Source organism: Aurantiacibacter luteus (assembly GCF_001010945.1).
In the GTDB taxonomy this organism is placed as follows: Bacteria; Pseudomonadota; Alphaproteobacteria; order Sphingomonadales; family Sphingomonadaceae; genus Alteraurantiacibacter; species Alteraurantiacibacter luteus.
This window is the reverse complement of the sequence record NZ_LBHB01000001.1, coordinates 294,090-315,477: the sequence shown is the minus strand read 5'-3', so window position 1 is coordinate 315,477 and position 21,388 is coordinate 294,090. Positions and strand designations below refer to the sequence as shown.

At 68.2% G+C, this 21,388-nt stretch carries 25 protein-coding genes; 15 read left to right on the top strand and 10 right to left on the bottom strand.

All coding sequences use genetic code 11. The features are described 5' to 3' along the window. Positions 1-79 precede the first annotated feature (79 nt). Entirely contained in the window at positions 80-772 is a 693-nt protein-coding gene (locus AAW00_RS15490) for an energy transducer TonB (protein ID WP_047002590.1), read from the top strand. Between the two features lie 70 nt (positions 773-842). Here AAW00_RS15490 and AAW00_RS01530 read toward each other — a convergent pair whose 3' ends face one another. Next, positions 843-1,046, bottom strand: a complete 204-nt coding sequence (locus AAW00_RS01530; RefSeq protein WP_047002589.1) for a hypothetical protein — start codon at positions 1,044-1,046, stop codon at positions 843-845. Positions 1,047-1,108: 62 nt separating this feature from the next. On the opposite strand from AAW00_RS01530, the gene AAW00_RS01525 reads away from it, so the two are divergent. Both AAW00_RS01525 and AAW00_RS01520 read left to right on the top strand, forming a co-directional pair. Next, positions 1,109-2,950, top strand: coding sequence for a DUF885 domain-containing protein (locus AAW00_RS01525; protein ID WP_047002588.1), 1,842 nt, complete (start codon positions 1,109-1,111; stop codon positions 2,948-2,950). Between the two features lie 61 nt (positions 2,951-3,011). After that, positions 3,012-4,082, top strand: coding sequence for a polysaccharide deacetylase family protein (locus AAW00_RS01520; protein WP_063359787.1), 1,071 nt, complete (start codon positions 3,012-3,014; stop codon positions 4,080-4,082). On the opposite strand, the gene AAW00_RS01515 is transcribed toward AAW00_RS01520, so the two are convergent. From AAW00_RS01515 to AAW00_RS01500, 4 genes are all read right to left on the bottom strand, one after another. After that, on the bottom strand, positions 4,021-4,782 hold the full coding sequence (locus AAW00_RS01515; RefSeq protein ID WP_047002587.1) for a class I SAM-dependent methyltransferase: 762 nt from the start codon (positions 4,780-4,782) through the stop codon (positions 4,021-4,023). The genes AAW00_RS01520 and AAW00_RS01515 overlap by 62 nt on opposite strands. Before the next feature lie 40 nt (positions 4,783-4,822). Then, on the bottom strand, positions 4,823-5,650 hold the full coding sequence (locus AAW00_RS01510) for a glutaminyl-peptide cyclotransferase (protein ID WP_082124874.1): 828 nt from the start codon (positions 5,648-5,650) through the stop codon (positions 4,823-4,825). Positions 5,651-5,699: 49 nt separating this feature from the next. Then, a complete protein-coding gene (locus tag AAW00_RS01505) occupies positions 5,700-6,230 on the bottom strand; it encodes a DUF937 domain-containing protein (RefSeq protein WP_047002586.1) in 531 nt (176 codons plus the stop codon). Positions 6,231-6,350: 120 nt separating this feature from the next. Further along, on the bottom strand, positions 6,351-7,967 hold the full coding sequence (locus AAW00_RS01500; RefSeq protein ID WP_156169890.1) for a phosphoenolpyruvate carboxykinase: 1,617 nt from the start codon (positions 7,965-7,967) through the stop codon (positions 6,351-6,353). Between the two features lie 244 nt (positions 7,968-8,211). Here AAW00_RS01500 and AAW00_RS01495 point away from each other — a divergent pair, with 244 nt between their 5' ends. The 8 genes from AAW00_RS01495 to AAW00_RS01460 are packed head-to-tail and all read left to right on the top strand — an operon-like array spanning position 8,212 to position 13,926. Further along, positions 8,212-8,979, top strand: coding sequence for a response regulator transcription factor (locus AAW00_RS01495; protein WP_063265975.1), 768 nt, complete (start codon positions 8,212-8,214; stop codon positions 8,977-8,979). After that, positions 8,972-10,531, top strand: a complete 1,560-nt coding sequence (locus AAW00_RS01490; RefSeq protein ID WP_047002584.1) for an ATP-binding protein — start codon at positions 8,972-8,974, stop codon at positions 10,529-10,531. Before AAW00_RS01495 ends, AAW00_RS01490 begins: the two co-directional genes overlap by 8 nt. Before the next feature lie 20 nt (positions 10,532-10,551). Continuing rightward, positions 10,552-10,959 carry an HPr kinase/phosphorylase gene (locus AAW00_RS01485; RefSeq protein ID WP_047003431.1) on the top strand — a complete coding sequence of 136 codons (408 nt, stop codon included), beginning with the start codon at positions 10,552-10,554 and terminating at the stop codon, positions 10,957-10,959. A 46-nt stretch (positions 10,960-11,005) separates the two neighbouring features. Then, positions 11,006-11,911, top strand: coding sequence for an RNase adapter RapZ (gene rapZ / locus AAW00_RS01480; RefSeq protein WP_047002583.1), 906 nt, complete (start codon positions 11,006-11,008; stop codon positions 11,909-11,911). A gap of 55 nt (positions 11,912-11,966) precedes the next feature. Continuing rightward, positions 11,967-12,371: a PTS sugar transporter subunit IIA gene (locus tag AAW00_RS01475; protein ID WP_047002582.1), complete on the top strand. Its 405-nt coding sequence runs from the start codon at positions 11,967-11,969 to the stop codon at positions 12,369-12,371. A gap of 16 nt (positions 12,372-12,387) precedes the next feature. Then, positions 12,388-12,663 carry an HPr family phosphocarrier protein gene (locus AAW00_RS01470; protein WP_047002581.1) on the top strand — a complete coding sequence of 92 codons (276 nt, stop codon included), beginning with the start codon at positions 12,388-12,390 and terminating at the stop codon, positions 12,661-12,663. Then, positions 12,660-13,487: a TrmH family RNA methyltransferase gene (locus AAW00_RS01465; protein WP_047002580.1), complete on the top strand. Its 828-nt coding sequence runs from the start codon at positions 12,660-12,662 to the stop codon at positions 13,485-13,487. Before AAW00_RS01470 ends, AAW00_RS01465 begins: the two co-directional genes overlap by 4 nt. After that, entirely contained in the window at positions 13,480-13,926 is a 447-nt protein-coding gene (locus tag AAW00_RS01460) for a hydrogenase (protein WP_156169889.1), read from the top strand. Before AAW00_RS01465 ends, AAW00_RS01460 begins: the two co-directional genes overlap by 8 nt. Positions 13,927-13,933: 7 nt before the next feature. On the opposite strand, the gene AAW00_RS01455 is transcribed toward AAW00_RS01460, so the two are convergent. Together AAW00_RS01455 and AAW00_RS01445 are read right to left on the bottom strand one after the other, a co-directional pair. Continuing rightward, positions 13,934-14,656, bottom strand: coding sequence for a hypothetical protein (locus AAW00_RS01455; protein ID WP_052761713.1), 723 nt, complete (start codon positions 14,654-14,656; stop codon positions 13,934-13,936). Continuing rightward, positions 14,653-16,035, bottom strand: a complete 1,383-nt coding sequence (locus AAW00_RS01445) for a DNA recombination protein RmuC (protein ID WP_047002576.1) — start codon at positions 16,033-16,035, stop codon at positions 14,653-14,655. The genes AAW00_RS01455 and AAW00_RS01445 overlap by 4 nt, the downstream gene beginning before the upstream one ends. 184 nt (positions 16,036-16,219) lie before the next feature. Here AAW00_RS01445 and AAW00_RS01440 point away from each other — a divergent pair, with 184 nt between their 5' ends. Both AAW00_RS01440 and AAW00_RS14795 read left to right on the top strand, forming a co-directional pair. After that, positions 16,220-17,881, top strand: a complete 1,662-nt coding sequence (locus AAW00_RS01440; RefSeq protein ID WP_047002575.1) for a formate--tetrahydrofolate ligase — start codon at positions 16,220-16,222, stop codon at positions 17,879-17,881. A gap of 40 nt (positions 17,882-17,921) precedes the next feature. Beyond that, positions 17,922-18,161: a hypothetical protein gene (locus AAW00_RS14795; protein ID WP_047002574.1), complete on the top strand. Its 240-nt coding sequence runs from the start codon at positions 17,922-17,924 to the stop codon at positions 18,159-18,161. Here AAW00_RS14795 and AAW00_RS01430 read toward each other — a convergent pair. Continuing rightward, positions 18,158-18,577 carry a DUF1622 domain-containing protein gene (locus AAW00_RS01430; protein WP_241461603.1) on the bottom strand — a complete coding sequence of 140 codons (420 nt, stop codon included), beginning with the start codon at positions 18,575-18,577 and terminating at the stop codon, positions 18,158-18,160. The two genes, AAW00_RS14795 and AAW00_RS01430, sit on opposite strands and share 4 nt — an antisense overlap. Before the next feature lie 66 nt (positions 18,578-18,643). Here AAW00_RS01430 and AAW00_RS01425 point away from each other — a divergent pair, with 66 nt between their 5' ends. Then, positions 18,644-19,042 (top strand): four-helix bundle copper-binding protein, encoded by a 399-nt coding sequence (locus AAW00_RS01425; protein WP_047002573.1) that lies wholly within the window; start codon positions 18,644-18,646, stop codon positions 19,040-19,042. Between the two features lie 48 nt (positions 19,043-19,090). Here the strand turns inward: AAW00_RS01425 and def are convergent, their stop codons facing one another. Together def and recR are read right to left on the bottom strand one after the other, a co-directional pair. Continuing rightward, positions 19,091-19,657: a peptide deformylase gene (gene def / locus AAW00_RS01420; RefSeq protein WP_047002572.1), complete on the bottom strand. Its 567-nt coding sequence runs from the start codon at positions 19,655-19,657 to the stop codon at positions 19,091-19,093. A gap of 47 nt (positions 19,658-19,704) precedes the next feature. After that, positions 19,705-20,301 (bottom strand): recombination mediator RecR, encoded by a 597-nt coding sequence (gene recR / locus AAW00_RS01415; protein ID WP_047002571.1) that lies wholly within the window; start codon positions 20,299-20,301, stop codon positions 19,705-19,707. A 127-nt stretch (positions 20,302-20,428) separates the two neighbouring features. Here recR and fmt point away from each other — a divergent pair, with 127 nt between their 5' ends. Further along, positions 20,429-21,334 carry a methionyl-tRNA formyltransferase gene (gene fmt, locus AAW00_RS01410; protein ID WP_047002570.1) on the top strand — a complete coding sequence of 302 codons (906 nt, stop codon included), beginning with the start codon at positions 20,429-20,431 and terminating at the stop codon, positions 21,332-21,334. Positions 21,335-21,388: the final 54 nt, after the last annotated feature.

Genomic DNA, 21,388 nt, shown 5'->3' with positions numbered 1-21,388 from the left:
GCGCTGTCCGGGCCTCTCTTGCATAGCGTGATGTGATGATGTATCGTGATATTATAACATCACTGAGAGGAGCCTTGTCATGTCCTATGCCAACGCCGTTGCCACCCCGGCCGACCGCGCGAAGGCGGCGGCCTCGGTCGTCGCCATCCACGCGGGCATCGGCGCCCTGCTCGTCACCGGGCTGGCCGTCACAGGCATCATCGAAAAGGAAGACGACGGCATCATCGGCATCGACCTGAAGGATCCGCTGCCCCCGCCTCCCCCGCCGCCGGAGCCGATCGACCAGCTGCCGCCCACACCCACGAGCCCGCCCGTCGCCGCGCCGCTGCCGCCGATCCCGCTCAACCGGCCTAACCCTACCTTCGTCGAGCTCCCGCGTTTCGACCCGGGCCCGACCGTACCGCTCGCCAATCCGCCCGGACCGCCGATCGTGGTGCCGCCCGCCCCGCCCGCGCCTCCGCCCACCCCGGCCTTCACGCCGACGCTCGCCAGCCCGCGAAACGGGCCGACCGGGTGGATCACCAACGACGACTACCCGCGCCGCGACCTTGCACGCGAGAACGAGGGTTCGGCGCGCTATCGCCTGGTGGTGGGCAGCAACGGCCGGGTCGACGCCTGCGAGATCACCAGCAGCACCGGGCACGACGGGCTCGATGCCGCCACCTGCCGCCTGATCCAGAGCCGCGCCCGCTTCGATGCGGCGACCAATGCGCAGGGCGAGCGGGTGGTGGGCACCTACACCGGCAGCGTCACCTGGCGCATTCCCGAATAGGCGCTCCCCGACCCACGGGGCCTATTCGGAGCGGGCGGCGGCATCCGCGAGGGTGTCGCCGCCAATGTCCTCACTCGGAGCGGGCGGCGACATCCGCGAGGGTGTCGCCGTCCGCAGTGGGTGCGACCCAGATGACGACGTTCGCCGCCATGATGGCGACCAGCAGCGCCATCAGGCCCGCCTGCTTCCTCGCCCCGCGACGCCACAGCGTCACGGCACCCAGCAGCAGCGCGATCGCAGCCAGCACGACGAGCGAGAGGACGAGGTCGGTCATGCGCGAAACAGTGGCGCGGCCTTTCGCTTGACGCAAGCGGTTGCTTGCGCAACCAATCGCCCATGCAAAACACTCCCAGGATCTCGCTCTCCCGTCGCCAGCTGATTGGCGCGATGGGTGCCACCACCGCGCTCACCGTCTTGCCCGGCTGCGTCACCACGCCCGCCGTGCCCGCCATGAGCGGCGAGGAACTCTTGAGCGACGTCGCCTGGAACCTGCTGCGGCACGAGCCGACCCGCGCCACCGGCCTCGGCGTCGACACCGGAGAACACGCGTATTTGCGCGGCCGACTCGCCGATGCCTCGCAGGCCGGCCAAGATGCTTACGCCGCCACCCTGCGCGCCGATCTCGAACGCGTTCGCGCCTATCCCAAGGCCGGACTTGACCCGGCCACGCGCACCAGCTTCGCCGTCGTGGAAAGCGCCTATGCCACCGCGGTCGAGGGCTTTGCCCTGCCCTACGGCGACATCCCCGTCGGCAGCTGGCGCACCGCGCCCTATGCCGTCATCCAGAACGTGGGCGCCTATATCGACCTGCCGCGCTTCCTCGATTCCGACCACCCCATCGCCACGCGCGAGGATGCCGAGGCCTATGTCGCCCGGCTGGAGGCGATGCCCGCCACGCTCGAAGGCGAGCTGGCGCGCATCCAGGCGGCGCGCGGCATGGGCGTGGTTCCGCCCGATTTCCTGCTCGACAAGGCCATCACCCAGATGACCACGCAGCTGGCCGACGTTTCGTCCGGCGGATCGATGGTCGAATCGCTGGTGCGGCGCACCACCGAGGCGAACATTCCGGGCAACTGGCAGGCGCGCGCCGAGGCGATCGTCACCGGCCGGATCGCTCCGGCCATGGCCAGTCAGCTCGCCGAGCTGCGCACCCAGCGAGGGCTCGCCGACAGCGATCCGGGGATGTGGTCGCAGCCTGGCGGCGACGAGTGGTATCGCTGGGCGCTCAAGAGCAGCACCACCACCACCCGCACGCCCGACGAGATCCACGAACTCGGCCTCGCCACTCTGGAGACGATCCACGCCGAGATGGACCCGATCCTGCGTTCGGTCGGCTACACCCAAGGCAGCGTGGGCGCGCGCATGGCGGCGCTGGCCGAGGATCCGCGCTACAAGTTTGCCGAGGGCGATCCCGGCCGCGCCGAGATCATGAGCTTCATCCAGGAACGGATCGGCTGGATACGCGACCAGATGCCCCGCGCCTTCCGCCGGGTGATGCCGGGCAATCTCGAAGTTCGCCGCCTGCCCCTCGCGGAGGAGCCGGGCGCGCCGACGGCATACGGCGGGGCGGGCAGCGTCGATGGCACGGTGCCGGGCAAGATGTGGATCAACCTGCGCACCACCGACCTGCACCGGCGCTATTCGATCCCCACCCTCGTCCACCACGAAACCATCCCCGGCCACGTGTGGGAGGGAGAGTATTCAAACTCGCTGCCGCTCATCCGCTCGATCCTCGCGTTCAACGCCTTTTCCGAAGGCTGGGCTCTCTATGCCGAGCAGCTGGCATCCGAACTGGGCGCCTACGACGACAACCCGGTGTGGAAGCTGGGCTACCTGCAGGACGCCGCCTTCCGCGCGTGCCGCATGGTGGTGGACACGGGCCTGCACTCCAAGCGCTGGAGCCGGGCCGAGGCGGTCAACTTCTTCGTCGAGCGCAACGGCGACAACCCCGACGACATCTCCAGCGAGGTTGACCGTTATTGCAGCTGGCCGGGGCAGGCTTGCGGCTACATGATGGGCAAGCTGGAAATCCTGCGCCAACGCGAGCGGGCAATGACGGCGCTCGGCGGCCGCTACGACCTCAGGGACTTCGACCAGGCCGTGGTCGACGGCGGCAATGCCCCGCTCGACGTGCTGGCCGCGAACGTTGGCAGGTACATCGCCCGAACCGAAGCTTAACCCCTTGCCGCTATGACCTTCGTCGCCGGCGCGCGGATGCCGGCGCAACGGAGCGTTCCTCGTGGTCAAGGTCTACCTGACCATCGATACCGAGTACGAGTTCGGCTTCACCGCGAAGCACGGACACGCCAGCCGCGCGGCCAATTTCGACCGCTCGATCCGCGGGCGCACGCCCGATGGCGACGCGGGCATCTTCCACCAGATGGACGTGATGGACGCGCATGGCCTGAAGGGCGTGTTCTTCGTCGATCCGCTGCCCGGCCTCTACTGGGGCAAGCGCGCGGTGGCGGACGTGACCGAGCCGATCCTGAAGCGCGGGCACGGCGTGCAATTGCACCTTCATACCGAATGGCTGGCCCTGCTGGGCAATCGCAACCCGTTGGGAAAGCGCACCGGCACCCACATGAAGGACTTCACTCGCGAGGAACAGCGCACGCTGATCGAGACCGGGATCGACCTGCTGATGCAGGCCGGAGCGCCGCGCCCGGTCGCCTTTCGCGCAGGGAATTACGCCGCCAACGACGATACGCTCCACGCGCTGGCGGATGCGGGCGTCACCTATGACAGCAGCCACGCGCCGGCTCTGGTGGGTAGCGGCGATTGCGAGATCGGACTCGGGTCCGAACATCGCCGCCCGCTTGAGCGGCACGGCGTGATCGAGGTGCCCGCGGGCTGCATCGGCGATGCCTTCGGCGGCCTGCGCCACGCGCAGATCACCGCCCTCTCCTACCGCGAGATCGTGGCCGCACTGCGCCATGCGCGGGGCAACGCCATCGCCGACTTCACCCTCGTCTCGCACAGTTTCGAACTGCTCTGTCGCAAGCGCGAGCGCATCAACCGCATCGTCCAGGAACGCTTCGCCCGCGTGTGCGAGGCCATCGCGGCGATGGAGGGCGTGGAGACCGCGACCTACGTCAGCCACCCGCCACAGGTCGCCCGCCGCCAGGTCGATGCGCCGGTGCTGCCGGGCGCGGTGCTGCTCAACGGCGAACGCATGATCGAGCAGGTCGTCGGCAACCTCCTCTACGGCCGCGAAAGCGTTCCCCATGCCGAGCAGGACGAGAAGAACCCTAGCAGCGGCGCAACAGCAGCTCGATATTGGGAGATAGCCAACCAGGCGCGAGTCCGCTGATCCGCCCCGCCCCGGCTACCAGCCGCATGGGCAGCGAGACACGGCCGTGCACGGCGCGACGGGCGGTAAGCCAGCTCCCGGGCGCGTCGACCGTGAACCGGCCCCTCAGTGCGCGCGACAGGGCCACTGGCGAGAGGCCGCGCTGCCACTCTTTCCCGGCCATGCGATCGAAAGCGCGCGGCAGGTAATTCACCAGCCAGCGCCGCGAATGCACCTCGCGCGGGGCGAGCCTGCTGGCGGTGCCGAGCACCAGCAGCTGGCCGCCGGGCTTCGTCACGCGGTGGATTTCAGCCATCACCGCGTCGAGCTGGCTTGGCGCCACGTATTCGAGCACGCTATTAGCGACCACGAGGTCGAACGCCGCGTCGGCGAAGGGCATGGTGCGCGTGTCGGGCACGTGCAGCGCCTTCGCCCGCTCCTCCACGCCGTGAAGCGCGATGTTGGCATTGGCGAGGCGCACGTTGCTCGCCTCCACGTCCACCCCCGTCACCCGCGCGCCAAGCCGCGCCATGACGATACCCGATGCGCCGAAATTGCACCCGAACTCCAGCACCTCGCGCCCCTGCGGCGCGATGCCGTAGGCCGCGAGGACCGGACGCAGGTGTTCCCATTCGTAATCGACGTAGCCGCCCACCCACTTGTCGTCGGGGTCTATCCCGAGCTCGCTGGCGACGGCACGAAAGGTTGCTTCGGCGGACATGGCCCCGCCCTAGCAAACAAGGGTTGCGATCGGGTTGCCCTCAGCGGGCGACGACCTCCGCGCCCTCGCGCTCCTCAAGCTGGATCTCGTAGAGCCGCGGCCACAGCTTGCCGGTGACGAACAGCCGCCCGCCCTCGGCATCCCAGGCCACCCCGTTCAGCACCGCATCGGGATCGTCGCCGAGGTTGGCCTCGACCAGCGGGCGCAGGTCGGCCAGCTGGCGCACCGCGCCGCTGGCGGGATCGATGAACAGCAGGAAGCCGGTGTGCCACACGTTGGCGACGATCAGCCCGTCCACGTACTCGAGCTCGTTCAGCTGGTCGACCGCGCGCCCGTTCAGCGTAACCTCCAACTCGCGCGCAACCTCGAGCGTCTCTGGATCGAGGAAGCGCAGCGTGGACGAGCCGTCCGAGGCGATGAGGTGCGTGCCGTCCCCGGTCAGGCCCCAACCCTCGAAGGGAAAGTCCTGCGTGCCGAGCGGCGCGAGGGTGGCGAGGTCCCAGCGGTGGACGACCTTGTCCAGCCACGTCAGGCTGACGAGCGTATCGCCCCACAGCGTCATGCCTTCGCCGAATTGCTCGGCGGGCAAGGCGCTGCTCGCCTCCACCGCCCCGGTGTCCAGCGTCACCCGCCGCACCTGCGACTGGCCTTCGCGCCCAGTGCTCTCGTACAGAGCGCCATCGTGCCACAGCAGGCCTTGGGTGAAAGCCTCGCTATCGTGCGGATAGGTGGCGACCACGATGGGGTCGACCACCACGACGGGCGGCGCTTCGGCCTCGGCAGCGGCAGGCGGCGCGGCGTGCTGCGCGAGGCAGGCGACGGGCGCAGCCAGCAAGGCGAAAGGCGCGAGGAAGGCGGCGAGTTTCATCGTGCGTGCTTGTGCGCCGCGCCACCTTGCCCGTCAATGAAGCGGCAGGTCAGCGCCGCCCGGCAAGCCCGCCGACGATGGAGCCGAGAATGCCGCCGAGGTCGGGCCCGGCGGGAGCCGCCGCGCCGCCGCCGCCGGCGGTGCCTGCGCGTCCGCGCTGGGCAAGATAGCCGAGCGCCGCCATGGCGAGGATGGGCAGCATCCGCTTCAGGAGGTCCTGGCTGATGCCCGTGCTCTGCGCGGCTTCGCTCGTCACCGATCGGCTGACGTCCTTGTTGCCGAAAATCTCGCCGAGGATGTCGTTGCCCTGATTGACCGGCGTCGGGCTGCCGCCGAGCACCGCCTCGAGCAGGCCGCCGCCCATGCCGCCGCCCAGCGCGCCGCCGAGGATCGAGCCGAGCCCGCCGAGCGGATCGGCCGCCCCGCCGCCCATGCCGCCCGCGGAGCTGCGCCCCATGCCCGCGACAATGGCCGGCAGCAGCGCGTTCGCGCCCATGCGCGCGGTATTCTGGTCGACGCCGAGTTCACGCGCCATCGCGTCGATGGCACCCGATTGCTGCAGGGCTTGGGCAAGGCTCATGGCGAAATCTCCGGTTGCTGGATGGGTCAGCCTTTCCAACGCACAAGACCCGGGAATAGGCCCCGCTCCGGCCGAAACCGGGCGGGGCTCTCCTCTCCAACCGGGAATTTCGCCTGCGCGTCAGGCAGCCTGCGGAGCGGCCTGGCGCACGCCTTCGTCGACGTGCTCGGCAAACTGGCGGAAGTTCTCGACGAACAGTTCCACCAGCTTGTGCGCGGTGGCATCGTATTCGTCCTTGTCCGTCCAGGTGCTGCGCGGGTCGAGGATAGTCTGGTCGATGCCCTGCGCTTCCAGCGCCGGAACGCTGACGGGCACGTCGAAGCCGAAGTTCGGATCCTTGCGGAACTCGACGCCGTCGAGATCGCCGTCGAGCGCGGCGTTGAGCAGCGCGCGGGTCGCCTTGATCGGCATCCGCTTGCCCACGCCGTACTTGCCGCCCGTCCAGCCAGTGTTCACCAGCCAGCAGGTCGCCCCGCCCTCGGCGATGCGCTTCTTGAGCAGATTGCCGTAGACGCTGGGATGGCGCGGCATGAAGGCAGCGCCGAAGCAGGTGCTGAACGTGGCGGTCGGCTCGGTCACGCCGATCTCGGTGCCCGCCACCTTGGCGGTGTAGCCCGAGAGGAAGTGATACATCGCCTGGTCGGGCGTCAGCCGCGCGATCGGGGGCAGCACGCCGAAGGCATCGGCGGTGAGGAAGATCACGTTCGACGGCGGCGGGCCGAGGTTCTTCTCGCTGGTGTTCGGGATGAACTCGATGGGATAGGCGCCGCGGGTGTTCTCGGTCTTGCTGTCGTCGGTGAAGTCGAGCTCGCGCGTATCCTCGTCCATCGTCACGTTCTCGAGGATCGTGCCGAACATCCTGGTCGTCGCGTAGATCTCCGGCTCGCCCTCGGCCGAGAGGTTGATCATCTTGGCGTAGCAGCCGCCTTCGAAGTTGAAGATCGCCTGGTCCGACCAGCCGTGCTCATCGTCGCCGATCAGCGTGCGGCTGGCGTCGGCGGAGAGCGTCGTCTTGCCGGTGCCCGAGAGGCCGAAGAAGATCGCGCTCTTGCCGTCCGGCCCGATGTTCGCCGAGCAGTGCATCGGCATCACGCCTTCCGCCGGCAACAGGTAGTTGAGCAGGCCGAACACGCCCTTCTTCATCTCGCCGGAGTATTCGGTGTTGCCGATCAGGATCAGCTTCTCGGTCAGGTTGACCGCGATCACCGTGTCGCTGCGGCAGCCGTGCCGCTCGGGGTCGGCCTTGAAGCTGGGCAGGTTGATGATCGTGTATTCGGGCTCGAAGCTGTCCAGCTCCTCGGCCGTCGGACGGACGAGCAGGGTGCGGATGAACAGGTTGTGCCAGGCGAGCTGGTTCACCACGCGAACGTTGACGCGGTATTCGGGCTGGCTGCCGCCGAACAGGTCGGCAACGAACAGCTCGTCCTTGCCTTTCAGCTCGGCGAGGAAGTCGGCCTTCAGCACCTGCCAGTGCTCGGGCGTCATCGGCTGGTTGATCGCGCCCCAGTTGATGGTGTCCTCGGTCGTGGCGTCGCGCACCACGAACTTGTCCTTCACGCTGCGGCCGGTGAACTTGCCGGTGTCCACCAGCAGCGCGCCGTCCTTCGTCAGGCGGCCCTCGCCGCGCTGGACGGCTTCCTCCACCAGAGCGGCGGTGCCGAGGTTGGGGTGAATGGTGGCGGCGGTCTCGAAGCCCTGCGCGGACAGCGAGACGGAAAGATCGTGCGGCAAGATCATGCTCCTCATAGATCTTGAAATGTCGGAGAAAGGGGCTCTCCTCAGCGCCCTTTCCGGCCCGCGCATAGGAGGCTGTTTCGCCTGCGTCAAACGGCACAAGGGCAGGCGGCGACCCTTCAAGCCATTGTGATCGTTCACATCGCCCGGCAGCCGCTTTTATGCGGCAGGTGGCACGGCAAAGTTGCCCATGCGCCTGCGAAAAGTTAGGGCCGTGGCAACACGAAAGGCGGCGACGGCAGATACGATGACAGGGGACAGCGACATTTCCGCCACCGGCGATTCGCCGGCGGGCGACAGCCAGCGGGTCATCGCGCTGGTCGACGACGACCGCAACATCCTGACCACCCTCTCCATCGCGCTGCAGGCCGAAGGCTATGCCACGCGCGTCTATTCCGACGGCGAGGCGGCGCTCGCCGCGCTGCGGCAGAACCCGCCCGACCTCGCCGTGTTCGACATCAAGATGCCGCGCATGGACGGGCTGGAGCTGCTACGCAAGCTGCGGGAAACCTCTGATCTGCCGGTCATTTTCCTCACCAGCAAGGACCAGGAGGCGGACGAGGAAGTGGGCCTGGCGATGGGGGCGGACGATTACATCGCCAAGCCGTTCAGCCAGCGCCTGCTGCTCGCCCGCATCCGCGCGATCCTGCGCCGCGCCGCGCCGCTGGAGGCGAACGAGGACGCCGCCCCGCCCCAGCCCGGCTCGGCCAGCGCCGCGCTCAATCGCGGGCGGCTCGCGATGGACCCGGCGCGGCACAAGGTGACCTGGGACGGCCAGCCCGTCAGCCTCACGGTGACAGAATTCCTGCTGCTCGAGGCGCTTGCCCAACGCCCCGGCGTGATCAAGAGCCGCAACCAGCTGATGGACGCGGCCTACCCCGACGACGTGTTCGTGGACGATCGCACCGTCGATTCGCACATCAAGCGCCTGCGCCGCAAGTTCCGCTCGGTCGACCCGGAGTTCGGCGCCATCGAAACGCTCTACGGCGCCGGCTACAGCTTCTCCGATGGCTGAGGAGGCGGCGAGCGCCAGTCGCCTCGAACGGCTGGCCTTTCCCATCGGAACCTCGCTCACGAAGCGGATCCTGGCGGTCAACCTGATCCCGCTGCTGGTGCTGGCGGGCAGCCTGTTCTTCCTCGATTCCTACCGCCGCCAGCTGCTCGACGAGCGCTTCAAGCTGGCGCGGATCGAGGCGCAGATCACTGCCGAGGCGCTGGCGGGCGCGACGCCGGAGCGGCAGAACGCGCTGCTGGTGCAGATCGGCAAGGAACAGCGGATGCGCCTCAGGATGTACGATGCGACCGGCGCCCTGGCCGCCGACAGCTTCGTGCTCGACCAGCCCAGCTTCGTGTTCGACGATCCGGTGGCCGAACCCTTCATCGAGGACGTCGCCCGCTGGACCGACAGCGCAGTGAACGCCGTCGTCGGCGCGCCCTCCCCCCCGCCCTACGAGGAACCGGCCGGCACCGAGGCCGACCTGTGGCCGGAACTGGCGCGCGTACGCCAGCAGGGCCTCAGCCAGATCGAGCTGCGCCGCGCGCCCGACGGCACCCCGGTCATCAACGCCGCCGCGCCCGTGGGCGTGAACGGCGCCAGCCTGCTGACGACGCGCAACGCCGCCGACATCACCGCTGCCGTGCGCGCGGCGCGGTCCAGCCTGATGACGATCATCCTGCTCGCGCTGCTCGTCTCGACCATCCTCTCGCTCTATCTCGCCAGCACGATCATCGAGCCGCTGCGGCGGCTGGTCAGCGCCACCCAGCGCGTGCGGCAGGGGCGTGAGCGCGAGGTCGAGGTGCCGCGCATGGACACGCGCGGCGACGAGATCGGCCTGCTGGCGCGCGCGGTTTCCGACATGACGGCGACCTTGCGACACCGCATCGACGCGGTCGAGACCTTTGCCGCCGATGTGGCGCACGAGATCAAGAACCCGCTCGCGTCCCTGCGCAGCGCGACCGAATCGCTGGCCAAGGTCACCGATCCGGACCTTCGCGCGCAGCTGGTTGACGTCGCCGCCCACGACGTGCGCCGGATCGACCGGCTGGTGAGCGAAATCTCCGAGGCCAGCCGCATCGACGCCGAGCTGAGCCGCGCCACCTTCGAGCGCGTCGACCTTGCCGACCTGTTTTCCAACGTCGTCGCGCGCAAGGAAAGCCGCGGAGAAACGCGCGGCTGCCGCATCGAGGTCGTGCGCGGGGCCGGCCCTGCCGCGGTCATGGGTGTGCCGATCCGGCTGGAACGGGTGGCCGAGAACCTGCTCGACAACGCCGTATCCTTTTCGCCCGAGGGCGGACGCATCGTGGTCGACATCGTCCGCGTCGACGGGCGCGTACAGGCGAGCGTCAACGACGAGGGGCCCGGCATCCCGCCCGACGAGCGCGAAAAGGTCTTCCGCCGCTTCCACTCGCACCGGCCGGAGGGCGAGGATTTCGGCAACCACTCCGGCCTCGGCCTCGCCATCGGCCGCACCATCGCCGAGGCGCACGAGGGCGCGCTGTTCGTCGCCGACGATGCGGCCTGCGATCTGGGCGGTGCGTGCCTGGTGCTGGACCTGCCCGCGGCATGAGCGACGAGGAGAGAACCCCGATGGCGAACGTCAGCTGCGTGGCGATGCGCGGGCGCGGCGTGCTGATCACCGGCGAGCCGGGCAGCGGCAAGTCCAGCCTCGCGCTTGCCCTCCTCGATCGCGGCGGCGAGCTTGTGGGCGATGATGGGGTCGCGCTCGAACTCGTCGACGGCCGCGTGATCGCGCACCCGCCCGAGCATACCGCTGGCCTCATCGAGATCCGCAACGTCGGCCTGCTCGAGGTGCCGGTGACCAGCGCCCCCGTCGCCATCGTCATCGCGCTTACCCCCGATGCCGAACGCCTGCCGCTGGGTGCCGGGCAGGCCATGCTGCTGGGCCAGGCCGTGCCGCAGGTCGCGCTCTATCCCGACAGCCCGGTCCTGGCGCTGCGGGCCGAGGCCGCGCTCGAAATCCACGGGCTGGGCTGATGCGGGCTCTTCACTTTTGTTAGCGAAGCGCGCAGACCCGCCGGCGATGGGAGAGGATCGACCCGATACCCGCCAGCGCCTGCTGCTGGTCACCGGCATGCTCGGCGCGGGCAAGAGCACGGCGCTGCGCGAGCTGGAGGACCTGGGCTGGGAAGCCATCGACAACTTCCCCGTCCGCCTGCTCGACCGGATGGTGAACCAGGACGATGGCTATTCGCTCGCCATCGGCTTCGACTGCCGCACCCGCGGCTTCCTGCCGGGCGAGGTGATCGAGCAGGTCCGCCGCTGGTCCGACGATCGCAATCTGTCGGTCACCACGCTGTTCCTCGACTGCGCCGGGCACGAGCTGGAGCGCCGCTTCAACGAGACCCGACGGCGGCATTTCCTGGCGCAGGACCTGCCCGTATCGAGCGGCATCGCCGCCGAGCGCGAGCTGCTGAGCCCGCTCAGGCGCTGGGCCGACGTGCTGATCGACACCACCGATTTCAGCGTCAACGACCTTAAGCAGACCATCCGCGACCAGTTCGCCCAGGACGCGCCGAAGGAGATGACGGTCACCGTCTCCAGCTTCGGCTTTTCCCGCGGCACGCCGCCGGGTGCCGACCTGGTTTTCGACATGCGTTTCCTCGACAACCCGCACTGGGAGCCGGGCTTGAAGGAGCAGACCGGGCTCGACGAGGCCGTGGGCGACTTCATCGAGCGCAGCGCCGTCTTCGCCAGCAGCTTCGACAAGATCCGCGCCCTGCTGCTCGAACTGCTCCCGCGCTACGCCGAGCAGGGCAAGACCTACGTCAACATCGCGTTCGGCTGTACCGGCGGCAGGCATCGCAGCGTCTATACCGCCGAGAAGATGGCGAAGGCCTTGCGCGAAGGCGGCTTTTCGCCCACGGTCCTGCACCGCAATCTGGGATCGCGCGCGGCGGAACTGGTCGAAGGCACGCAGCATCCGTGACGAGAAACCCGCATTCCGGTCCATCCAAAGGGCGCATCAAGAGTTCACTTCGCACATGATCGGACTGATCCTCGTCACCCACGGTCGCCTGGCCGAGGAATTCGTCGCCGCGATGGAGCACGTGGTCGGCCCCCAGGCCGCCATCGCCACCATCTGCATCGGCCCCAACGACGACATGGAGCGCCGCCGCAAGGACATCGCCGATGCCATCGCCAAGGTCGACGGCGGCCGCGGCGCGATCATGCTGACCGACCTTTTCGGTGGCACGCCTTCCAACCTCGCGATCTCGCTGCTGCAGCCGGGCCGTACCGAGGTGATCGCCGGCATCAACCTGCCGATGCTGATCCGCCTTGCCGGCGCGCGCAAGGACATGACGCTCGACCGCGCCGCGCAGGCTGCGCGCGAGGCGGGGCGCAACTACATCACCGTCGCGTCCGAATTCCTCGGGCAGACGGCCTGACGTTCGGGGGAAAGCCATGGGGGCGGTGAGCAAGGACGTGACGATCGTCAACAAGCGCGGGCTCCACGCCCGGGCCAGCGCGAAATTCGTGGGCACCGTCGCCGAGATGGACGGCTGCCGCGTCACCGTGACCAAGGACGGCACCTGTGCCGGTGGCGGCTCCATCCTCGGGCTGATGATGCTGGGCGCGGCCAAGGGCGACACCGTGACCCTGTCGTGCGAGGGCGAGGCGCAGGAGGCGCGGCTGGCCGAACTGGTGGAGCTGGTGGAGACCGGCTTCGGCGAAGAGTGACCTTGCCTACCGCCCGGCGGGAAATCACCGGCTTCTCCAACCCCACCGTAAAGTTCCTGAAAAGCCTGCGCGACAAGAAGCATCGCAAGCGCGAGGGCAAGTTCCTGGCCGAGGGCCTGCGGCTGCTGACCGACGCGCTGGAGAGCGGGCGCGTGCCGGAGATGCTGGTGATGGCGAGCACACGCGATCCGCACCCGCTGCTGGGGGCGCTGGTGTCGGCGGTCGAGCATGCGGGCGGCGAGGTGGTGGAAACCACCCCCGACATCCTTTCCAAGATCACCGGCAAGGACAATCCGCAGGCCGTGGCGGGCGTGTTCGCCGAGTTCGACACCTCGCTCGCCGCGCTGGATCGCACTGCGGCGCCAATCTGGCTGGTGGCTCAGGCCCTGCGCGATCCGGGCAACCTCGGCACCATGCTGCGCACGGGCGACGCCATCGGCGCGGGTGGGCTGATCCTGATCGACGACTGCGCCGATCCCTTCTCGGTCGAGGCGGTGCGCGCCAGCATGGGCGCGGTGTTCACGCAGGGCATAGCGCGCGCATCGTGGGACGAGTTCCTGCCGTGGTTGCGCGGCGGGCCCGATGAAGAACGGGGCCAGCTGGTGGCGGCATCCTTGCGCGAAGCCGTGCCCTATCGCGGCGCGCCCTACGCGGCCCCGTGCTTCGTCATGGTCGGCAACGAATCGCGCGGCCTGCCCGAGAATTACGAGGCGGCCTGCGACCTGCGCGTGACAATGCCGATGAAGGGGCGCGCCGACAGCCTAAACGCCGCGGTCGCCGCGGCCGTGCTGGGCTACGAGGTGCTGGCGAGCCTCGATGGCTGAGAGCGCGCTGCCGCCCCACGGAATGGACAAGGCGCTGCTCGTCGCCGGTGCCGCGCTGTTTCTCGTCGGCTTGGTCCAGGGTGCAGTCGTGCAGGAATTCGCCAACCCGCGCATGGCGCTCTCCGCTCACCTGACGGCCGCGCAGAGCGGGACCGCGTTGATGGTGGCGGGCGGCGTGTGGCGGGCGGTCAGCCTGCATCGCCATTTGCTCCGAGCGACACGCTGGAGCCTGGTTGGCGGAATGGTCGGCCTGTGGCTGGGCCTCACCCTCGCCGCCGTGACCGGCGCGAGCAGGATGCTGCCGATAGCGGGACGGGGCTTCTCGGCCAGCGCGTCCGAAGAACTGGCGGTCTCGATCATCGTGGTCGGCTCGGGCGCGCTGACGATCAAGGGCTGGGCCCTGCTGCTGGTCGGCCTATTGCGCCGGCGCGCGGACTAGCGGACGATCAGTCCCCGGCGATGAAGCTGGTCAGCCGCCAGCGGTCGTTCCGGCGCGCCGCCTCGATACGGTAATCGACGATGGAGCGCAGTTCGGACTGGCGAATGAAGCCGGTCCTGTCCTCGTCCGCTTCGGGATCGTCCCAGCGGATCGCCGCCCACTCGGCCTCGGGATTGTAGGCGCCCGTCCGCGTCACCTCGTTCCACGACAGCACGCCCACGCGCGGCGATGCGCCGTCGGGCGCGGCGTGGACGGCGACGTTCTCGCCGGTGACGATGGCGCCCTCGAAGGCATCGACCTTGTAGGGCTGCGTCCAGTACCACGGCATAGAGAGCACTGCCCCGTCGGAGGCGCAGCCCATGGCGAGCACTTCCTCAAGCTCGCCCCACAGGTCGTATTGCGGATCGCCCAAGCGCTCGGCCAGCAGGGCGCGGCCCGCGCCGCCGCCAAAATCGAGCTGGATGTCCTCCGCCGAGAGCGCCGCCAGCGCATCGGCATCGCGCGCTTCAACCGCTGCGCGCAATTCGGCGAGGAAGGCCGATGCGCCCGGCTGGCTGGAGCATTCGTCGCGCGGGGCGAAGGGGCCCTGCGGCTCTGTCGCGGCAGGTGCGGGATCGGCCTCGGTCACCAGTTCCTCGGCGGCGCGCTCGATCTTCTCGACCGGCGGGTCGCTGCGGTCGCAGGCCGCCAGCAGGGAAAGGGCAGCCAGGCCCGTCAGCAGGCGTTTCATCGGGCGGCTTCCTCCTCCGTGTCGCTTCCCGCTTCAATGAGCGCTGTCGAATCCGGTTCCGGCGCATCGTCCATGCCATAGCGCGGTGCGCCTTCCACCAGCGGCACCTCGTCGATTTCCTTGCCGATCTCCAGCCCCTTGTCGGCCATGCGGCGGCCAGACGTCAGCACGTTGCGCTCGAAGCTGCCAACAAAACTGTTGTAATTCTTGACCGCCGACTCCAGCCCGCCGCCCATACGCTTGAGATGCTGGGCAGCCGTCGCCAGTCGATCATGCAATTCAACGCCCATACGGCCGATTTCTCGAGCTTCGGACGCGAGCTGATCCTGCCGCCAGACCTGCGCCACGGTTCGGGCGATGGCGACGAGGTTCGTGGGCGTCGCCAGCAGCACGCCGTTGTGGAAGGCGAAGTCCCACAGCTCGGGATCGGCTTCGAGCGCGGCGGCGACGAAGTGTTCGCCGGGCACGAACATCACGACATAGTCGGGCGCTTCCTCGAACTGGCTCTGGTAGCTCTTGGCGCCCAGCGTCTGCACGTGGTTGCGCATGGATCGGGCGTGGGCCTTCAACTGGTCGCGCCGCACGTCGTCGTCCTCCGCCTCGTAGGCGGCCTGGTAGGCGTTCAATGAGACCTTGGCGTCGATCACCAGCTTCTTCTGTCCCGGCACGTGGACGATGGCATCGGGCCGCAGCCGCCCGCCTTCGGTCTCGACCGAGTGCTCCATGATGAAATCGGTGTGCTGCGACAGGCCGCACTGTTCGAGCACGTTCTGCAATGCCCGCTCGCCCCAGCGCCCGCGCGCTTTGGGAGCGTTAGTCAGCGAATTGCCGAGCCGCTGCGCCTCGCGGCGCACCTCCTCCTGCCCCCGCCGCAGGTTCTCGATCACGCCGTGGAGCTTGCCGAAGGCGTCGACGCGCTGCTTTTCCAGCGCACCGACCTGCTCCTCGTAACTCTTCAGGCGCTTGTCGACCGGCTCGAGCAGCGCCTTCAGCTTTTCCTCGCTCGCCCGCTCGGCATGGCCGAACCGCTCGCCCGCGGCCCTGAGGAAGTCCTCCTGCGCCTTGCCCAGCACTTCCGACCCGGTGGCGCGGAACTGCGTTACCAGTTCCTCTCGCGCCTCCTTCAGGGAAGCGATCTGCTTGTCGAAGTTCTCGGCATTGGCGCGCAGGGTCGCCAGCTCGACCTGCGCCGTGCCCAACTCCGCCACGGCACGCTTGAAGTCCGTTTCCAGCGTCGCGGCGCGGTCCTGCAAGACGCCGCGCTCCGCCAGCAAGTCGGCCGCAGGCCGCCCACCGAGCCAGTAGCCCAGGCCCAGCGCGAGCAGGACGCCGACGACGATTGCGATGACTACGATCGGTTCCACCGACAACTCCCGCATTTGGAACGAAAAGCGAACCTAGTCCGCGTCTAGCCGTCCCGCAACCACGAGGAGGGAGCCATCCCCAAGTCTCGCTAATTGGCCTTGAGGCAGGACACACGACGCTCTAGTGGTGATACTAATTCGGATTTGCGAATTTTCGCAATCGTGAAAAGATGCACCAGCAGCCAGAGAGGATTCGCCCATGCCCACCGACATCGAGATCGCCCGCCAGGCAACGCTCATCCCCATTACCGATGTGGCGAAGAATGCCGGCGTGCCGGACGAGGCGCTGATCCCGTACGGCAAGTACAAGGCCAAGGTCGATACCTCGCACCTGCCGGATCGTCCGGCGGGCAAGCTGATCCTCGTCACCGCGATCAACCCGACCCCGGCAGGCGAAGGCAAGACGACGACCTCGGTCGGCCTCTCCGACGCGCTCCACCGCATCGGCAAGAAGACCATGCTGTGCCTGCGCGAACCCAGCCTCGGCCCGTGCTTCGGCATGAAGGGCGGCGGCGCGGGCGGCGGCAAGTCGCAGGTGATGCCAATGGACGAGATCAACCTCCATTTCACCGGCGATTTCCACGCCATCACCAGCGCGCACAACCTGCTCGCGGCGATGATCGACAACCAGATCTACTGGGGCAATCCCAACGACATCGACATCCGCCGCGTCGTGTGGAAGCGCGTGCTCGACATGAACGACCGCGCTTTGCGGCAGATCGTCGGCCCGCTGGGCGGTGTTGCCAACGGCTTCCCGCGCGAGAGCGGCTTCGACATCACCGTCGCCTCGGAGATCATGGCCATCCTGTGCCTCGCCAGCGACCTCGCCGACCTGCAAAAGCGGCTGGGCGACATCATCATCGGCTACAACCGCAAGCGCGAGCCCGTCTATTGCCGCGACATCAAGGCCGACAGCGCCATGACCGTGCTGCTGAAGGACGCGATCCTGCCCAACCTGGTGCAGACGCTGGAGAACAACCCGGCCTTCCTGCACGGCGGCCCCTTCGCCAACATCGCCCACGGCTGCAACTCCGTGATCGCGACCAACACGGCGATGAAGATGGCCGACTACACCGTGACCGAGGCCGGCTTCGGCGCGGACTTGGGCGCGGAAAAGTTCATGGACATCAAGTGCCGCCTCGCGGGGCTCAAGCCCGATGCCATCGTGATCGTCGCCACCGTGCGCGCGCTCAAGATGAATGGCGGCGTGGCCAAGAACGATCTCGGCACGCCCAATGCCGATGCGGTGCGCGCGGGTGCCGTGAACCTCAAGCGGCACATCGAGAATCTCAAGAAATTCGGCGTGACGCCCACGGTCGCCATCAACCACTTCCATCTCGACACCGACGAGGAGATCGCGGTGATTCAGGAGATGGCCGCCGAGTTCGGCACCGATGCCGTCATTTGTAAGCACTGGGCCGACGGCAGCGCCGGGGCCGAGGAGCTGGCGCGCATCGTCGCCGCCAAGGCCGATGCCGGGGCGCCGGAGTTCAACCAGCTCTATCCGGACGACATGTCGCTCGCCGACAAGATCCGCACGGTGGGCCGCGAAATCTACCGCGCCGACGAGGTCCACATCGCCGCGCCGCTGGTCAAGCAGCTCGAGCAGTGGGAGCAGATGGGCTACGGCAAGTTCCCCGTCTGCATGGCGAAGACGCAATATTCCTTCACCACCGATCCCGGCCGCCTCGGCGCGCCCACGGGCCACGAGGTGGAGGTGAACGAGGTGCGCCTTAGTGCCGGGGCAGGCTTCGTGGTGGCCGTGTGCGGCGGCATCATGACCATGCCGGGCCTGCCCAAGGTGCCGAGCGCGGAGAACATCTACCTCGACGAGAACGGCCAGATCGAGGGGCTGTTCTAGACCCCTTGACCTGCCGCGTGCGCCTGCCAGACTTGTCCGCATGATCGAGGGCAAGGTGACACTCGTGCGCGGCAAGGCCGCCACCTCGGAGGACTGGGGCCAACACCAGTTCCTCGCCCTGCCCTCGCCCGGCGACCGGCTGATGGTGGAGCGTGACGGCACCGAGCACTACGCTACTGTCCTCGCCATCCACCACGCGCCGCTGGCGGCAGGTGTCAAGGGCAAGCCGACGGTGGAGGTCGTGGCCAAGTGGACCGGCTCCGGCCCCAAGCTGCGCTAGTCTTCGCCGTCCTTCGCAGGCGCCCTGACCTTTTGCCACGGCCAGTGGCCCTCGATCTCCACCTCCAAGCTGAAGCTGAGAAAGGTGCGGATGATGACGATGAGGCCGAGGACCAGCACGCTCTCCATCGTCGGCTCCACCGCGACGGTGCGGATGATGTCGGCGGCGACCAGCAGTTCCAGCCCGGTGAGGATGGAGCGGCCCAGCGTCTTGCGGAAGGCGCTGACCAGGTCACGGTCGCCTGCCACCTCCTCGGTGCGGGTTACGCCCGTGACCGACAGCGCCAGCTTGCCGATGGCGAAGACGGTGCCGATGACGATCACGCCCATCCCGACGAGCTCGAACAGCTTGGCGACGGTGACCGCGATTTCGAGCATGAAGGCGTCGGAAAGCATGGCCCCCCAATCCGCGAGCACGTTTGCCAGTTCCTCGGAACGCTTGGGCCGCCTCGCGCGCTAGAGGGGGGAAGGAGACCGAACCCCATGTCGATCAAGGAAATGATCAAGGACCACCCGCAGGTCGGGTCCGACTACAACGAGGCGCTGGCCGAGGCGGTGAAGCACGCGATGTATTGCGCCGCCATCTGCAATTCCTGCGCGGACGCCTGCAGCGCCGAGCCGATGGACATGAGCGAGTGCATCCGCAAGTGCCTCGACTGCTCGGACATCTGTCAGGCCGTCAGCCGCGTCGCCGCTCGCCGCACGGCGAGCAACGTGCCGGTCATCAGGGCGCTGCTCCAAGCCTGCATCACCGCCTGCGAGATCTGCCACGCGGAATGCAGCCAGCACGACAACGATCACTGCCGCCGCTGCGCGCGCATGTGCCAGGAGTGCATGGACGATTGCCGCAAGGCGCTCGGCACGCTGGCCGAAGCCGCCTGAGATCACGCCGCCGCGCTTCCGCAGGGGAACGCGGCGGTCGCTATTGAGTCAGGCGGCCTGCCGTGCCTTGGCGAGCTTCTTGAGCGCCATGGAGCGCTTGAGGCGGCTGAGGTGATCGATGAACAGGATGCCGTTCAGGTGATCCATCTCGTGCTGGATGCACACCGCCAGCATTCCGCTCATCTCTTCCTCGTGGGTGTTGCCCTCGAGGTCCTGCCAGCGCACGCGGCACTGGGCCGGGCGCTCGACGTCGGCGTAGATGTCGGGCACCGAGAGGCAGCCTTCCTGGTAGCTCTTCAACTCGCCCGAGGGATCGAGGATCTCCGGGTTCACGAACACGCGCGGATCGTTGATGATCGGCTGGTGCGTGTGATGGTGGCCATCATGGTCGCAGGGCACGGGCTCTGCGTCCGGGTCCTCTTCCTGCAGGTCGATGACGAGCAGGCGCAGCGGCTCGCCCACTTGGATCGCCGCGAGGCCGATGCCGTGGGCGGCGTACATCGTCTCGAACATGTCGTCGACGAGGGTCTGCAAGCTGCCATCGAAGGTCTCGACGGGCTTGGAAATGGTCTTCAGCCGGGGATCCGGCGCTTCGAGGATTTCGCGTATGGCCATGGGCGCGCATATAGGCAGGCCGCGGTGAACCTGCAATTGCCGGTTGTTCAGCCCAGCGGTCGCCGTGCGCGAAGGGCCTGGGCCAAGGTGCCCTCGTCGAGATAGTCGAGCTCGCCGCCCACCGGCAGACCGTGCGCAAGCTGGGTGATGCGGACGGGAAATTGCTCCAGCCGCTCGGCGATGTAATGTGCTGTCGTCTGCCCCTCGAGCGTGGCGTTCATGGCGAGGACAACCTCGTCCACCCCGCCCGCCTCGACCCGGCCGAGCAGCGAATCGATGGCGAGGTCTTCCGGCCGCACGCCGTCGAGCGCGGACAGCTTGCCGCCCAGCACGTGATACTTGCCGGTGAACAGCCGCGCCCGGTCGAGCGCCCAGAGGTCGGCCACGTCCTCCACCACGCAGATCGCCTTGGTGTCGCGGCGCGGGTCGGCGCAGACGCTGCACGGGTTCTGCGTATCGACATTGCCGCAGATCTCGCATTCCACCAGCTTGTCGCGCACCGCGCCCAGCGCATCCAGCACCTGGTCGAGCGCGGTCTCGCGGTGCTTCACCAGCCACAGCACCGCCCGGCGCGCGCTGCGCGGGCCGAGGCCGGGAAGGCGGGCGAGCGCCTGGCTGAGAGTTTCGATTTCGCTGGAGGCCATACCAATCCCAATATCCGCTCATGCTGAGCTTGTCGAAGCATCGCTTTTTCTTCTACCGCCCGATGTAAGGAAGGACGACCCTTCGACAAGCTCAGGGTGAGCGGGGTTGGCGGGCACGGGCGGTCGTATGCGAATTGTCTTCATGGGAACGCCCGATTTCGCCGTGCCGGTGCTGGATGCGCTGGTGGAGGCGGGGCACGCGGTCGTCTGTGCCTATACCCAGCCGCCGCGCCCGGCGGGCCGGGGCAAGCAGGACCGGGCCAGCCCCGTGCACCTGCGCGCCGGGGCGGTGGGCATCGAGGTGCGCCATCCCGTCACGCTGAAGGACCTCGACGAGCAGGCCCGCTTCGCCGCGCTGGAGGCGGACGTGGCGGTGGTCGCCGCCTACGGCCTGCTGCTGCCGCAGGCGGTGCTGGATGCGCCCGCACGCGGCTGCCTCAACGTCCACGCCAGCCTGCTGCCGCGCTGGCGCGGCGCGGCGCCGATCCAGCGCTCAATCCTGGCGGGCGATACCGTCACCGGCGTAACCATCATGCAGATGGAGGCCGGGCTCGACACCGGCCCCATGCTCATGCGCGCGCGCACGCCCATCGAGGACAAGACCGCTGGCGAACTGCACGACGAGCTGGGCGAACTCGGCGCAAGGCTGATGGTCGAAACGCTGGAGCAGCTGGACCTGCTGCGCCCGGAAGCGCAGGACAACCTCGGCTCCACCCACGCGCCCAAGATCGACAAGTCCGAGGCGCGGCTCGATTTCGAAAAGCCCGCCGAACAGCTGGAGCGCGAGGTGCGCGCCTTTTCGCCCTTCCCCGGCAGCTGGTTCACGCTCGACGGCGAGCGGATCAAGGTGCTGCGTGCGCGAGTGATAGGCCACAACGGCCTTGCCGGCACGGTGCTCGACGAGGAGTTCACCATCGCCTGCGGCAACGCGGCCCTGCGCCCGCTGGTGCTGCAACGCGCGGGCAAACCGGCGATGGCGGCGGAGGATTTCCTGCGCGGGTTTGCGGTGAAGCCGGGGACAATCGTGCGGTGATTTACTCCCTCGTCATTGCGAGCGCAGCGAAGCAATCCATCACCTGCGGGCTCA